Here is a 13,620-nt window from a genome sequence, read left to right as displayed (position 1 = left end):
CTCGTCCCGCCTGAAACGATGCGTTACGGGCGCATCGTCCTGCGGCGGGGCGAAGTTGGCCATAGACCGCGCCTCACCCGTACCGGAGATAGCCCTTTCGGGTGCGCCGGAACGCCTCCAGCTCCTCCTGCCAGGCCCCGACCACCTCGTCCGTGGCCGCGCCCGCGTCGATCATCGTGCGGACCCGGTCGGAGCCGGTGAGCTTGTCGATCCAGTTGTCCGGCCGCCACGCGAACCCGTCCCACACCTGCTTCGCGGTCACCAGCAGTGCGATCCCGGTGCGTACGGGGTCGTAGGCCCCCCGGTCGGTCACATGGATCTGCACCCCGCCGACCGTCTTGCCCTGGAACTTGGAGAACGTCGGCGTGAAGTACGCCTCCCGGAACCGCACGCCCGGCAGTCCGAGCGCGTTCACGGCGGCGGCCCACCGCCCGTCGATCCCGTCCGCGCCGAGCAGCTCGAAGGGCCGGGTCGTGCCGCGCCCCTCGGAGACGTTGGTGCCCTCGAACATGCAGGTGCCGGAGTACACCAGCGCCGTGTCCGGGGTCGGCATGTTCGGGCTCGGCGGCACCCAGGGCAGCCCGGCGCCGTCGTACCAGTCCGACCGCTTCCACCCGGTCATCAGGACGGTGGCCGGCGCGACCGACTTGTTCAGGAACTCCCCGTCGAACAGCTCCGCCAGCTCCGCGACGGTCATGCCGTGCGCCTGCGCGATCGGTTGCCGGCCGACGAACGTGGCGAACTCCTCGTGCAGCACCGGACCCTGGGCCGCCCGCCCGGTCACCGGGTTCGGGCGGTCCAGGACGACGAAGCGCCGGCCCGCGAGCCGCGCGGCCTCCATGCAGTCGTAGAGCGTCCAGATGTACGTGTAGAAGCGGGCGCCCACGTCCTGGATGTCGAAGACGACCGTGTCGACGCCGGAGGCGGTGAAGATGTCGGCGAGCGGCTTGCCGCTCTTGAGGTAGGTGTCGTAGACCGGCAGGCCCGTCGCCGGGTCGTCGTAGCGGCCCTCCGAGCCGCCGGCCTGTGCGGTGCCCCTGAAGCCGTGTTCGGGGCCGAAGACCGCGGTCAGCTTCACCCGGGGGTCCTCGTGCATGACGTCGACGATGTGACGGGCGTCTCTGGTGATGCCGGTGGGGTTGGTGATGATGCCGACGCGTTGTCCCTGCAGCAGGGAGTAGCCGTCGGCCGCGAGTCTCTCGAAGCCGGTGCGCAGCTCTTCACGGTGGGCGGGGGTGTCCGGGCGTCCGGGGCCGGCCGGAAGGGCGGCCATCGTTGCCGAGGTGAGGAGGTTCCGTCGGGACAGGTCCATGGCTGGAGGTTGGTGCGACGGGCCTTCCTTCACACATACCGACCGGTTAGTCTGGTCCGGTCAGAGCCGATGCGCGCCGCGCGAGTCGTGTCGAAGGAGACCGATGGTGGAAGCCGTGCAGGATGCGGGAGTGGTCGTCACCGGGGCCGGCGGCGGGATCGGGGCCGCGCTGGCCCGGCGGTTCGCCGCGGAGGGGGCCCGGGTCGTGGTGAACGACCTGGACGGCGAGAAGGCCAAGGCGGTGGCCGAGGAGATCGGCGGGATCGCCGTGCCGGGCGACGCGTCCGCGATCGTCGGCGACGCCCGCGACGCGCTCGGCGGCACCGTCGACGTGTACTGCGCCAACGCCGGCGTCGCCTTCGAGGACTCGGGCGAGGGCGGCCCGCTCGACGAGAGGTCCTGGGCGGTGTCCTGGGACGTCAATGTCATGGCGCACGTCCGCGCGGCCCACGAGCTGCTGCCGCACTGGCTGGAGCGGGGCGCCGGGCGGTTCGTGTCCACCGTGTCGGCCGCCGGGCTCCTCACCATGATCGGCGCACCCTCCTACAGCGTCACCAAGCACGGTGCCCTGGCCTTCGCCGAGTGGCTGTCGCTGACGTACCGCCACCGGGGCCTGAAGGTCCACGCGATCTGTCCGCAGGGCGTCCGCACGGACATGCTGGCCGCGACCGGCAGCGCCGGCGACCTGGTGCTCCATCCGACCGCGATCGAGCCCGAGGCCGTCGCCGACGCCCTGTTCCGGGGCATCGAGGAGGACCGCTTCCTCGTCCTGCCGCACCCCGAGGTCGCCGAGTACTACGCGGCCCGGGCCGCCGGCCCCGACCGCTGGCTGGCCGGCATGAACCACATCCAGCGCAAGTGGGAGGAGGCCCGGTGAGCACCCTCCGGTACGCGGACCGCCCCTGGCTGGCCCTCCTCGACGACGTCCAGCGCGGTCCGGTCGCCCCCGCCGACTCCCTCGTGCACGCCCTGCGGGCCGCCGTCGCCGAGGCCCCCGAGCGCACCTTCCTCGCCTACTTCGACGCCCGGCTGAGCTATCGCGAGGTGGACGAGCTGAGCGACTCCGTCGCCGCCCACCTCGCCGCGCGCGGGCTGGAGCGCGGCGACCGGGTGGCCGTGCTGCTGCAGAACTCCCCGCACTTCGCGCTCGCCGTCCTCGGTGCCTGGAAGGCCGGCGCGACCGTCGTCCCGGTCAACCCCATGTACAAGTCGGCCGAGGTCGGGCACGTCCTGCGGGACGGCGAGGTGGCCGCGCTGGTCTGCTCCGACCGGGCGTGGGAGTCGTATCTGCGGGCCACGGCCGCCGACTCGCCCGTGCGGGTCGTCCTCACCGCGTGCGAGCGGGACTTCCAGACCCGCGACGACGCGCGCGTGCTCGGCTTCGAGCGGCTGCCGCAGGCGCCGGACGCCGACGACCTCGTGGCCGTCGCCCGACAGGGCGGCACGGCACCCGGCGGGCGCGACCCGCGACCGGACGACATCGCGCTGATCAGCTACACCTCCGGCACCAGCGGCACCCCCAAGGGCGCCACCAACACGCACGGCAACATCATGTACAACGCCGAGCGGCAGCGGACCGGGCTCGGACTGCCCGAGGCGCCCGTCTACTACGCGCTCGCACCGCTGTTCCACATCACCGGCATGGTCTGCCAGTTCGGCGCCTGCCTGAACAGCGCGGGCACCCTGGTGCTCACGTACCGCTTCGAACCGGGACTCGTCCTGGAGTCCTTCGCCGAGCACCGCCCGCACTACACGGTGGGCCCGTCCACCGCCTACATGGCGCTCGCCGCCCACCCGGACGCCACCCGGGAACACTTCGCCTCCTTCGTGAACCTGTCCTCCGGCGGCGCGCCCGTGCCGCCCGCCCTGGTGGAGAAGTTCCGCGGACTGTTCGGGCCGTACATCCGCGTCGGTTACGGCCTCACCGAGTGCTCCGGCCCGTGCGCCGCCGTCCCGCCCGCCCTGGAGGCCCCCGTGGACCCCGTCTCCGGGACGCTGTCGGTGGGCGTGCCCGGCGCCGACACGCTCGTCAGGATCGTGGACGAGCAGGGCGCGGAGGTGCCGTTCGGGGAGCAGGGCGAGATCGTCGTACGCGGGCCACAGGTGATCCCGGGCTACTGGCGGCGCCCCGACGCCACCGCCGAGACCTTCCCGGACGGGGAGCTGCGCACCGGCGACATCGGCTTCATGGACGAGCGGGGCTGGCTGTACGTCGTCGACCGCAAGAAGGACATGATCAACGCGTCCGGGTTCAAGGTGTGGCCCCGTGAGGTCGAGGACGTGCTGTACACCCACCCGGCGGTGCGCGAGGCGGCCGTGGTGGGTGTCGCCGACGGCTACCGTGGCGAGACCGTCAAGGCCTACATCAGCCTGCGTCCGGGCGCGGAGGCGGACCCGGACGAACTCGCGGTGTACTGCAAGGAGAGACTGGCCGCCTACAAATATCCGCGTCAGGTGGAGATCCTGCCCGACCTGCCCAAGACGGCGAGTGGCAAGATCCTCCGTCGGGAACTGCGTTCCCGCGCGCACGACACCCAGTAGACAACACGGAAAGGCAGGTGGCGGCAGTGCCCAGGACGACGGACACCGAGGGAGCACCTGTTCCGCAGCGGCTCCTCGCCGCCGCCACCCGGCTCTTCGCGGAGCAGGGTTACGACCGCACCTCGGTGCAGGAGATCGTGGAGGCGGCCGGCGTCACCAAGGGGGCGCTGTACCACTACTTCGGCTCCAAGGACGACCTCCTGCACGAGGTGTACGCGCGCGTGCTGCGCGTACAGATGGAGCGGCTCGACCACTTCGCGGACATGGACGCGCCGGTGGAGAAGCGGCTCAGGGGCGCGGCGGCGGACGTGGTCGTCACGACGATCGAGAACCTCGACGACGCGTCGATCTTCTTCCGCTCCATGCACCACCTGAGCCCGGAGAAGAACAAGCAGGTCCGCGCCGAGCGCCGGCGCTACCACGAGCGCTTCCGCGCGCTGATCGAGGAGGGCCAGCAGGCGGGGGTCTTCTCCACGTCGACCCCGGCCGACCTGGTCGTGGACTACCACTTCGGCTCGGTCCACCACCTGTCGACCTGGTACCGCCCGGACGGCCCCCTCACCCCGCAGCAGGTCGCCGACCAGCTCGCCGACCTGCTGCTGCGGGCGCTGCGTCCGTGAGGTGACGCACGAGGGCCACGGCCGCCGGATTACGGGGCCGTGCGCCGCGTCCCGCGAGCACGACCCTGCGGCCGGGCTCCGGCTGCCTTATCCGCACACAGGGCAGCCCGGCCCGCTCTCCGATGGCCCGGGGCACGAAGGCCACCCCGATCCCGGCCCGCACCAGCTCGACCAGCAGCCCGATCTGGGTGACGTCACAGGTGATACGGCGTTCCAGGCCGCAGTGCGCCGCCAGGCGCCGCACGGCGGTCTCCAGGCCGGTCCCGGCGCGGAAGTCCACGAAGGGCTCGTCGGCGAGGTCCCTGATGAGCGTGCGACCCGCCTCGGCCAGCGGATGCCCCGGTGCGGTGATCAGCACCAGGTCCTCGTGCCAGTCGGCGTACAGGTGCAGCCCCTCGGGCAGCTCGTGCGCGTCCGGGGCGAGAAAGGCCAGGTCCAGTTCGCCGGCCCGCAGCGCCTCGGTCAGCTCACCGACGGTCGCGTCCCGCACGGACACCTGGATGCCGGGGTGCTCCTGGTGGAAGGCGGCCAGTTCGGCGGGCAGGTCGACGCAGGTCAGCGTCTGGATGGTGCCGATGGACACACGCCCCGTGGAAAGACCCGCCACGGCGGCCACCGCGTCCCGGGCGGCCTGCGCGCCGGCGAGCAGCGCACGCGCCTGGGGGAGAAGGGCGCGGCCGGCCTCCGTGAGCACCGCCCGGCGGCCCGTGCGGTCGAACAGGTCGGCGCCCAGCTCCCGTTCCAGGTTCCTGACGGACGTGCTGAGCGCCGACTGGACGATGAGTTCGGCGCGGGCGGCGGCCGTGAAGCTGCCCTCGGTCACCACCGCCATGAAGTGGCGCAGCTGACGCATCTCCATCCATCCATTTTAGAGTTGGTGGTCAGCGAAACCATCTGTTGGACCGGTGGGTGGTCTGCGGGCCACGCTGGTCGCATGACACGCAGACCCCTTCTCCTGCACCGGTTCCTCGACTTCCTCCGGGCACTGGCCCGCGAGGATCATCACTACTCGGGCGGCTATTAGAGGTACTTCTTCAGCTCCCGCCGCGCCAGCGACCGCTGGTGGACCTCGTCCGGGCCGTCGGCAAGCATCAGGGTGCGGGCGCTCGCGTACAGCTCGGCCAGCGGGAAGTCCTGGCTCACGCCGCCCGCGCCGTGCAGCTGGATCGCCCGGTCCAGGATGCCGACCACGGCACGCGGGGTGGCGATCTTGATGGCCTGGATCTCCGTGTGGGCGCCCTTGTTGCCGACGGTGTCCATCAGCCAGGCCGTCTTCAGCACCAGCAGTCGCAGCTGCTCGACGGTGACCCGGGCGTCCGCGATCCAGTTCTGGACCACGCCCTGCTGGGCCAGCGCCTTGCCGAAGGCCGTACGGGACACCGCCCGCCGGCACATCAGCTCGATCGCCCGCTCGGCGATGCCGATCAGCCGCATGCAGTGGTGGATCCGGCCGGGACCGAGCCGGGCCTGGGCGATGGCGAAGCCGCCGCCCTCCTCGCCGATCAGGTTCGACACCGGCACGCGCGCGTGGTCGAAGACCACCTCGGCGTGGCCGCCGTGCGAGTGGTCCGCGTAGCCGAAGACCTGCATGGCGCGCTCGACGGTGACACCGGGTGTGTCGCGCGGGACCAGGACCATCGACTGCTGGCGGCGGACGTCCGCGCCGTCCGGGTCCGTCTTGCCCATCACGATGAAGATCTTGCAGTCCGGGTTCATCGCCCCGGAGATGTACCACTTGCGGCCGGTGATGACGTACTCGTCGCCGTCCCGCTCGATGTGCGTGGTGATGTTCGTCGCGTCCGAGGAGGCGACCTCCGGCTCGGTCATCGCGAACGCCGAGCGGATCTCCCCGGCGAGCAGCGGCTCCAGCCACTGCTTGCGCTGCTGCTCGTTGCCGAACTGGGCCAGCACCTCCATGTTCCCGGTGTCCGGCGCGGCGCAGTTCGTCGCGGTGGGCGCGAGGTGCGGGGAGCGGCCGGTGATCTCGGCGAGCGGCGCGTACTGCAGGTTGGTCAGCCCCGCCCCGTACTCGGCGTCGGGCAGGAACAGGTTCCACAGCCCCTGCCTGCGGGCCTCGGCCTTCAGCTCCTCGACCACGGCCGGGGTGTCCCAGGGCGAGGCGAGCGCGGCCCGCTGCTCCTCGGCGACCGCCTCGGCGGGGTACACGTACTCGTCCATGAAGGCGAGGAGCTTGGCACGCAGCTCCTCCGTGCGCGCGTCGAACGCGAAGTCCATGGCCGGTCAGCCTTCCTGAAGAGTGGTCAGTCCGTGGTCGATGAAGACGGGAACGAGGTCGCCGATCCGGTCGAAGCCCTGCCCGACCGTCTGGCCCAGCGTGTACCGGTAGTGGATGCCCTCCAGGATCACGGCGAGCTTGAACCAGGCGAACGCCTCGTACCAGGAGACGGCCGAGACGTCCCGCCCCGAGCGCTCGGCGTACCGCTCGATCAGCTCCTGCGGGGACGGATGCCCGGCGGCCTCGGCGGTGGTGGAGACGGGCGAGTTCGGCATGCCCAGCGACCGGCTGTACATCACCAGCAGGCCGAGGTCGGTCAGCGGGTCGCCGAGCGTGGACATCTCCCAGTCGAGGATCGCCTTGATCGTGTCGTCGGCGCCGATCAGGACGTTGTCGAGCCGGTAGTCCCCGTGGACGACGGCGGGCGCGGGCGAGGCGGGCAGCTGTCGGCCCAGAGCCGCGTGCAGCTCGTCGATGCCGGCCAGGTCGCGGTTGCGGGAGGCGTCCAGTTGCTTGCCCCAGCGGCGCAGCTGGCGGTCCAGGAAGCCCTCGGGGCGCCCGAAGTCCTGCAGGCCCGCTTCGGTGAAGTCCACCGCGTGCAGCTCGACCAGGGTGTCCACGAGGGACAGCACCGCGTTCCGGGTCCGCTCGGGCCCCAGCGGGGCGAGCTGCTGGGCGGTGCGGTACGGGGTGCCCTCGACGAACTCCATGACGTAGAACGGCGCGCCGAGCACCTCCTCGTCCTCCCACAGCAGTACCGGCCGGGGCACCGGCACGTCCGTCGGGTGCAGGGCGCTGATCACCCGGTGCTCGCGCTTCATGTCGTGCGCGGTGGCGAGGACATGGCCGAGCGGGGGCCGCCGTACGACCCACTTCGAGGTGCCGTCGGAGAGTGCGTAGGTGAGGTTCGACCGTCCGCCTTCGATCAGCCGTCCCGTCAGGGGGCCGTTGACCAGACCGGGGCGCTCGCGGTCGAGCAGGGCACGCAGCCGATCCAGGTCGAGACCGGGCGGGTGGTCGGCGCTCATACATCACTCCCTAGGGGCGGGTGGACCAGACCCGACCAATGATGCCGACCGGTCGGTATGTCGTCCAGTGTGCAGGCCGAACACGGTGCCGAACGTGACCGGAGCCACGATAGGCCGACGGCTCTCCGGCGCGCTGCCCGGGGAGCCGTCGGCCGGCCGCCGGCGCGGCCGTTCCGTGGTCGTCCCGGTGCCCCTCGTGTGCGGCGTGCCGGTGGCCGTCGTGCAGATGGTCGACGGGGTCGCCGTGCGGCACGGCGCCGTGGCCGCAGTCAGCGCCGTGCCGGTGCGTCCCGTGTGTGTTCCCGGTGAACGAGAGTCATGGTGCTCACCTCGGGGGGTACGGGGTTCCGGCGACGGACAGCGACGGACGGACCGTGCGTGCGATCCGGTGCACAACGGTGCACACCGGTTGCGCGGCGGACGAGTACCCCGGAGGGTCGGAAAACATGAAGGGCATCAGCTACAGCCGCTACGGCGGACCCGAGGTGCTGGAGTACGGCGAGGTGCGCGACCCCAAGGTCGGCCCCGACCAGGTGCTGGTCAAGGTGCGCGCCGCGGCCGTCAATCCGGTCGACTGGAAGTGCCGCGAGGGCCATCTCGACACCCTCCTCGACGCCGTCTTCCCGGTGATCCCCGGCTGGGACGTGAGCGGGGTGGTCGTCCAGCCCGGCGCCGCGGTCACGGAGTTCTCCGTCGGCGACGAGGTGATCGGCTACGTGCGCGAGGACTTCCTCTCCCGCGGCACCTTCGCCGAGTACGTCGCCGCGCCCGTGCGCACGCTGGCCCGCAAGCCGCGCAACCTCTCCTTCGAGGAGGCCGCCGGGCTCCCACTGGCCGGGCTCACCGCCTATCAGGTGCTGGTCAAGGCGCTGGAGATCAAGCGTGGCGAGACCGTCCTGGTGCACGCGGCGGCCGGCGGCGTCGGCTCGCTCGCCGTCCAGATCGCCGTCCATCTCGGTGCCCGGGTGATCGGCACGGCGAGCGAACGCAACCACGACTACGTCCGCGGCCTCGGCGGCGAGCCGGTGACGTACGGCGAGGGCCTGGCCGAACGGGTGCGCGCGCTCGCGCCCGACGGCGTCGACGCGGTCTTCGACACCGTCGGCGGCGACACGCTGAGGACCTCCGCCAACCTGCTCGCCCCGGAGGGCCGGCCGGCCTCGATCGCCGACCCTGAGGTGGTCGGCTACGGCGGTCGCTACTGCTTCGTCCGCCCCGACGCCGAGGACCTGGCGGAACTCGCCCGGCTGGTGGAAGAGGGAGCCGTGTCCGTGCACGTCCAGGAGACGTTCCCGCTGGAACGGGCGGCGGACGCGCAACGGGTGAGCCAGGAGGGCCGCACCCGCGGGAAGATCGTCGTCACCGTGGACTGGGAGACCGAGACGGACTAGCCGCGAGAAACCGGTCGACGGCGCCCAGCCAGGGGGGACCGGCTGAACCGGACTTGCCGAGGCGGACCGGCCGAGGGGGGGGGCGGCTGAGGCGGATTTGCCGAGGCGGGCCAGCCGAGGCGGGCCGGCCGAGGGGGGCCGGCTGAGGCGGACCGGCCGAGGCGCACCGACTGGCGGGACCGGGCGACATGGGCGGGCCGCCGATGCCGAGGCCGACCGGTCGACATGGACGGGCCGATGCCGAGTGAGACCGGTCGACGGCGCCCAGCCAGGGGGGGACCGGCTGAGCCGGACTTGCTGAGGCGGACCGGCCGAGGGGGGCCGGTTGTCGGGGGCCGGCCGAGGCGCACCGACTGGCGGGACCGGTCGACATGGACGGGCCGATGCTGAGGCCGACCGGTCGACATGGGCGGGCCGAGGCCGAGTGAGACCGGTCGACGGCGCCCAGCCAGGGGGGACCGGCTGAGCCGGACTTGCCGAGGCGGCCTGGCCGAGAGGGAACCGGCCGAGGTGGCACGGCTGGCGCGGCCGAGGCGGACCGGCTGGCGCGGAGCGGCATGGCGGACCGGCAGAAGCCTGACCGGGCGAGGCGGACCGGCTGGAGCCGCCGGCATGGACCGCTCGGCATGGACCGGTCGGCGGGGGTCGGCCGCGGCGGACCGGCCGGTGTCGAGAGAGGCCGGTCGAGGCCGACCGGCCGGCGCGGAGCGGTCGCGGCGGACCGGTTGGCGCGGACCGGCCGGCATGGACCCGTCGGTATGGACCCGTCGGTGCTGGTCAGACGACGAGCACGGCCGCGCACACGGCCGTCGCCACCGCGCACAGCACCGCAGCCGTCGCGTGCCGGGGCGCCAGCGCCGGCGGGCGCACACCGGCCGCGAGGGCCCGGATCCGGTGGTGGGCCACCCACAGAAAGCTCAGCCACAGCGCACAGCACAGCGCGCACAGCACCACTCCGGTGGCCGACGGCCCGCCGTGCAGCGAGGTCTTCACCGCGAGCACGGCGGCCACGGCGGCCGACAGCGTCGTCCGTCGCCACGCCAGCCGGGTCCGTTCGGGCTGCAGCCCCGGGTCCCGGCCGTCCGGGCCCGTCCCCGCGGTCACCCCTCCCACCCGAGCAGCACCACCACGACCATCGCCACGGCCACCACCGCGACCACCAGGCTGAGCAGCGCCGGGAACCGGGAGGCGGGCAGGTCCTCGCCGCGCCGGATCGCCCGCTCGCAGCGCACCCAGTGGTTCACCGCGCGCAGGGCGCACAACACCCCGGCCCCCAGCAGCGCCAGCGCGAGACCGACACGCCACGCCCGGCGCAGGTCCGGCAGGAACTGGTCCACCGCGAATCCGCCGCCGATCAGCGCGAGCGAGGTCCGCAGCCAGGCGAGGAAAGTGCGCTCGTTGGCCAGCGAGAACCGGTAGTCGGGTGTGCCGCCCTCGTCGCGCACCAGCTCAGGCGCGAACCACAGTCGGATGTTCCGTACGAATTCGCTCACGCAACCGACCCTACCGGCGCCTCACCGGCCCGCCCGGAACGCCCTCAGCCGCTCGTACGCGGCCAGCCCGTCCGGCACCCACTCCCACGTGCCGAGCCGCTGCTCGACCTCCTCCTCGGGCAGGAAGGCGTGCCACTGGACCTCCTCCACCTGGGGCCGTACGGGCAACTCGCAGCGGACCTCGTACACCGCCGACCACCAGCTGTGCCCGGCCCCGTTCTCGTACAGGAACTTGAAGAGGAACGCCGGCTGCGGCAGGCCCGTCACGCCCAGCTCCTCCTCCGCCTCGCGCAGGGCCGCCCCGTCGTAGGACTCGCCCGCCCCGACGACCCCGCCGACGAACATGTCGTACAGGGAGGGGAACACCAGCTTGGTCGCCGTGCGGCGGTGGACGAAGAGCCGGCCGGCCCTGTCCCGGGCCTGGATGAACACGCAGCGGTGGCGCAGTCCGCGGGCGTACGCCTCACCGCGCGGGCGCCGGTCGACGACCCGGTCGTGCTCGTCGACGATGTCGAGGATCTCGTCAGCAGGGTTCATGCCCCCCATCCAAGCAGGCATGATCGGCGCCGCCGCGGCTCCCGGGGCGGCGATCCGGGCGGGCCTGTTCAGCGCCGCCGCGGGTCCGGGCCGGGTGCGTCCGGGCAGGCGAGTCGATCGTCGTCGCGGGTCCGGCGCGGGGGTGGGCGAGACGTGTGCTCAGCGCCGCTGGAGGTCCCGGGCCGGAGGTTCCGCTTCCGCCGCGCCGCACGGCATCGCCGGGTGCAGCCCGAGCAGCACGATGCCCACGACCACCGCCGCGAGTCCGCTCGCCTCCCAGGCCAGCGCCCCGGTGTCGGTGCGCAGCCGGTCCCCGAGGAAGCCCACCCCGCACAGGATCCCGGCCAGCGGTTCGGCGGCGGTGAGCGCGGGCAGCGACATGCGCAGCGGGGCCGTCTCGAAGGCGCTCTGCACCAGGACCAGCCCGGTCACCCCGCAGGCCAGCACGCCGTACGGCTGCCAGCCGGTGAACAGCTCCGTGAGGCCGCCCTCGGCGAAGCGGGTGCCGCTCACCCGGGTCAGCGCGTCCTGCACGCCGTACAGCAGCCCGGCGGCGGTGGCCAGCAGCACCGGGCCCCAGCTCAGCCGGGACCGCTTGCCGTACGTCGTGAGCACCAGCGCCGCGCCCACCATCGCGCCGATGATCAGCCAGTGCCGCAGTGGATCGGCGATCGCGTGGCCGCCACGGGGCTCGCCCGCCACGATGAACGCGCTCACCCCGCCCGCGAGCAGGGCCAGCCCCGCCCACCCCTGGCGGCCCAGGGACTGCCTGGTCTGGTACCGGGAGAGCGCGAGCGCGAACAGCAGGTTGGTCGCGAGCAGCGGCTCGACCAGGGAGATCTCGCCCTTGCCGAGGGCGAACGCGCCCAGCACCATGCCGGCCACCATCAGACCGAGCCCGCCCAGCCAGCGCGGCACCCGCATCAGGTCCAGCAGCAGCCGGAAGGACAGGAAGTCGCTCAGCGGAGCCTTCTGTGCGGCGTCCTGCTGGAGCACGAACCCGAAGCCCAGACAGCAGGCAGCACTCACGGCGAGAACAAGAACCAGAACGGACACGCTGCGTACCTCGATCATCCGGCCGGACCACGGACGCGTAGTGGCCGACTGTAGCGTCCCGGGGGCGGCATTGACCCGGAAGTACCCTCGACCGGGCGGTTGACCCGCCATGCTCCGCGGCCGGTCGGCCGGGCGCCATGGCGTACGCCACATAATTCCGCCGGTGTGTCGCCGCCCACGGTCCGACCACCGGTGTGGAGCGCCTCAAGTTCCCGTCCAGTCACGCTAGTTGAACCCAGCAACAGCGGCGTTCCGCTTGACGTGATCCTTGGCTGGGGGTTTGCTGTGCGTGATCGGTCGATGGCAGCCCGAGAAACAGGAAGTCCCGCGGTGCCCCCTCTCCCACCCCTGCTCGGCGCCCCCCGGGCCCCCGCTCACCCGTCCGGCGACACCGCCGAGGACGACCCGGGCGCCTTCGACGACGCCCTCGACGACGCCGAACTGCGCACCGCCCGCGCCGCCTTGGCCCAGGGCCGCCGACAGGCCGCCCGCTCGCTGCTGCTGCACACCGGCGACGACTGGGACCGCCGGGGGCACCGCCTCACCGTGCTCGCCCAGGAGCCGTACGCCGCCGCCTGGGCCCGCGACTGGCTGCACGCCGAGCCCTGCTCGGCCGACCCCGCCGTACTGCTCGCCCTGGCCCTCGTCCACCGCGCCCTGCGCGGCAAGGAGGACCCCGAGCGGGCCCGCGAGGCCTGCGCCACGGCCGCCGGTCTGGCACCCGCCGACCCCACCCCCTGGCTCGGCCTGCTCCTGCTGGCCCGCGCCCTCGGCCCCGAGCGCGAACTGCGCGCCGACTTCGCCGAACTGCGCCGGCGCCACCCCGAGCACCACCACGCCCACCACCTGCTCGTCGCCCGTGTCGCGGAGCGGCCCTCGGGCGGCCGGGCCGAGTCCCACGAGGTGTACGACCTCGCCGAGCTGGCCGCGGCAGGGGCGCCCGCCGACTCCCCGCTGGCCGTCCTGCCGGTCGTGGCCTACGCAGAGCGCTACCGGGCGCTCGCCGCCACCGGCCTCGCCCCGGCCGACCCGGCCGCCTCCGGGCACTGGTCCGGCCCGCGCGCCCGCCGGATCCTGAACGCCTGCTTCGACTGGTGGCTGGAGTGGGAGCACGACGACCACCCCCGCCGCCACATCGACCTCAACCACCTCGCGTTCGCCCTGACCTGCGCCGGCCGCCCGGCCGAGGCGGCGGCCCTGTTCCAGCGCATCGGCCCGCACGCCACCCCGGCGCCCTGGTCCTACGGCCGCCGCGATCCGGGGGCGGCCTTCCACGCGGCCCGCACACGCGCGCTGGGACGCTGAACGGCCGGGGCCGCCCAGCCGTACGGGTGTGCGAGACCTGCGTGAGAAGTGCTTACGGAAGTCTGACCACCGACCCGTTTCCCTGGCTCCACGAGCCACCG

The 13,620-nt window shown here is 73.0% G+C and carries 13 protein-coding genes; 5 read left to right on the top strand and 8 right to left on the bottom strand.

Going from position 1 to position 13,620, the window contains the following annotated elements; translation table 11 throughout:
• Positions 1 to 73 precede the first annotated feature (73 nt).
• Positions 74 to 1,312 carry an exo-beta-N-acetylmuramidase NamZ domain-containing protein gene (locus ACIHEJ_RS22210; protein ID WP_400138194.1) on the bottom strand — a complete coding sequence of 413 codons (1,239 nt, stop codon included), beginning with the start codon at positions 1,310 to 1,312 and terminating at the stop codon, positions 74 to 76.
• Between the two features lie 103 nt (positions 1,313 to 1,415).
• On the opposite strand from ACIHEJ_RS22210, the gene ACIHEJ_RS22205 reads away from it, so the two are divergent.
• Genes ACIHEJ_RS22205 through ACIHEJ_RS22195 form a run of 3 tightly spaced genes read left to right on the top strand, consistent with a single transcriptional unit; the run spans position 1,416 to position 4,473 of the window.
• Positions 1,416 to 2,189 (top strand): SDR family oxidoreductase, encoded by a 774-nt coding sequence (locus tag ACIHEJ_RS22205; protein ID WP_400138193.1) that lies wholly within the window; start codon positions 1,416 to 1,418, stop codon positions 2,187 to 2,189.
• Positions 2,186 to 3,853, top strand: a complete 1,668-nt coding sequence (locus tag ACIHEJ_RS22200) for a class I adenylate-forming enzyme family protein (RefSeq protein ID WP_400138192.1) — start codon at positions 2,186 to 2,188, stop codon at positions 3,851 to 3,853. The genes ACIHEJ_RS22205 and ACIHEJ_RS22200 overlap by 4 nt, the downstream gene beginning before the upstream one ends.
• A 26-nt stretch (positions 3,854 to 3,879) precedes the next feature.
• The gene (locus ACIHEJ_RS22195) at positions 3,880 to 4,473 is read left to right on the top strand and encodes a TetR/AcrR family transcriptional regulator (RefSeq protein ID WP_400138191.1); all 594 of its coding nucleotides are present in this window, start codon (positions 3,880 to 3,882) and stop codon (positions 4,471 to 4,473) included.
• Here the strand turns inward: ACIHEJ_RS22195 and ACIHEJ_RS22190 are convergent.
• The 3 genes from ACIHEJ_RS22190 to ACIHEJ_RS22180 form a co-directional block, all read right to left on the bottom strand.
• A complete protein-coding gene (locus ACIHEJ_RS22190) occupies positions 4,412 to 5,332 on the bottom strand; it encodes a LysR family transcriptional regulator (RefSeq protein ID WP_400138190.1) in 921 nt (306 codons plus the stop codon). The genes ACIHEJ_RS22195 and ACIHEJ_RS22190 overlap by 62 nt on opposite strands.
• A gap of 161 nt (positions 5,333 to 5,493) precedes the next feature.
• Positions 5,494 to 6,708, bottom strand: a complete 1,215-nt coding sequence (locus ACIHEJ_RS22185) for an acyl-CoA dehydrogenase (protein ID WP_400138189.1) — start codon at positions 6,706 to 6,708, stop codon at positions 5,494 to 5,496.
• A gap of 6 nt (positions 6,709 to 6,714) precedes the next feature.
• Complete coding sequence (locus tag ACIHEJ_RS22180) at positions 6,715 to 7,737, bottom strand: phosphotransferase family protein (protein WP_400138188.1); 1,023 nt, start codon at positions 7,735 to 7,737, stop codon at positions 6,715 to 6,717.
• Between the two features lie 446 nt (positions 7,738 to 8,183).
• Between ACIHEJ_RS22180 and ACIHEJ_RS22175 the strand changes: the two genes are divergently transcribed.
• Complete coding sequence (locus ACIHEJ_RS22175; protein WP_400138187.1) at positions 8,184 to 9,128, top strand: NADP-dependent oxidoreductase; 945 nt, start codon at positions 8,184 to 8,186, stop codon at positions 9,126 to 9,128.
• A gap of 777 nt (positions 9,129 to 9,905) precedes the next feature.
• Here the strand turns inward: ACIHEJ_RS22175 and ACIHEJ_RS22170 are convergent.
• The 4 genes from ACIHEJ_RS22170 to ACIHEJ_RS22155 form a co-directional block, all read right to left on the bottom strand.
• Positions 9,906 to 10,232 (bottom strand): DUF202 domain-containing protein, encoded by a 327-nt coding sequence (locus ACIHEJ_RS22170; protein ID WP_400138186.1) that lies wholly within the window; start codon positions 10,230 to 10,232, stop codon positions 9,906 to 9,908.
• Positions 10,229 to 10,621 (bottom strand): YidH family protein, encoded by a 393-nt coding sequence (locus tag ACIHEJ_RS22165; RefSeq protein ID WP_400138185.1) that lies wholly within the window; start codon positions 10,619 to 10,621, stop codon positions 10,229 to 10,231. The genes ACIHEJ_RS22170 and ACIHEJ_RS22165 overlap by 4 nt, the downstream gene beginning before the upstream one ends.
• A gap of 21 nt (positions 10,622 to 10,642) precedes the next feature.
• Entirely contained in the window at positions 10,643 to 11,158 is a 516-nt protein-coding gene (locus ACIHEJ_RS22160; protein ID WP_400138184.1) for an NUDIX hydrolase, read from the bottom strand.
• A gap of 159 nt (positions 11,159 to 11,317) precedes the next feature.
• Positions 11,318 to 12,214, bottom strand: a complete 897-nt coding sequence (locus ACIHEJ_RS22155) for a DMT family transporter (protein WP_400138183.1) — start codon at positions 12,212 to 12,214, stop codon at positions 11,318 to 11,320.
• A 330-nt stretch (positions 12,215 to 12,544) separates the two neighbouring features.
• Here ACIHEJ_RS22155 and ACIHEJ_RS22150 point away from each other — a divergent pair, with 330 nt between their 5' ends.
• Complete coding sequence (locus tag ACIHEJ_RS22150; protein WP_400138182.1) at positions 12,545 to 13,519, top strand: hypothetical protein; 975 nt, start codon at positions 12,545 to 12,547, stop codon at positions 13,517 to 13,519.
• The last annotated feature ends 101 nt before the right edge of the window (positions 13,520 to 13,620 follow it).

Source organism: Streptomyces sp. NPDC052301 (genome assembly GCF_044593395.1).
Classification (GTDB): Bacteria; Actinomycetota; Actinomycetes; order Streptomycetales; family Streptomycetaceae; genus Streptomyces.
Note: the sequence above shows the minus strand (reverse complement) of the source record. Positions and strands in the feature narration are given on the sequence as shown.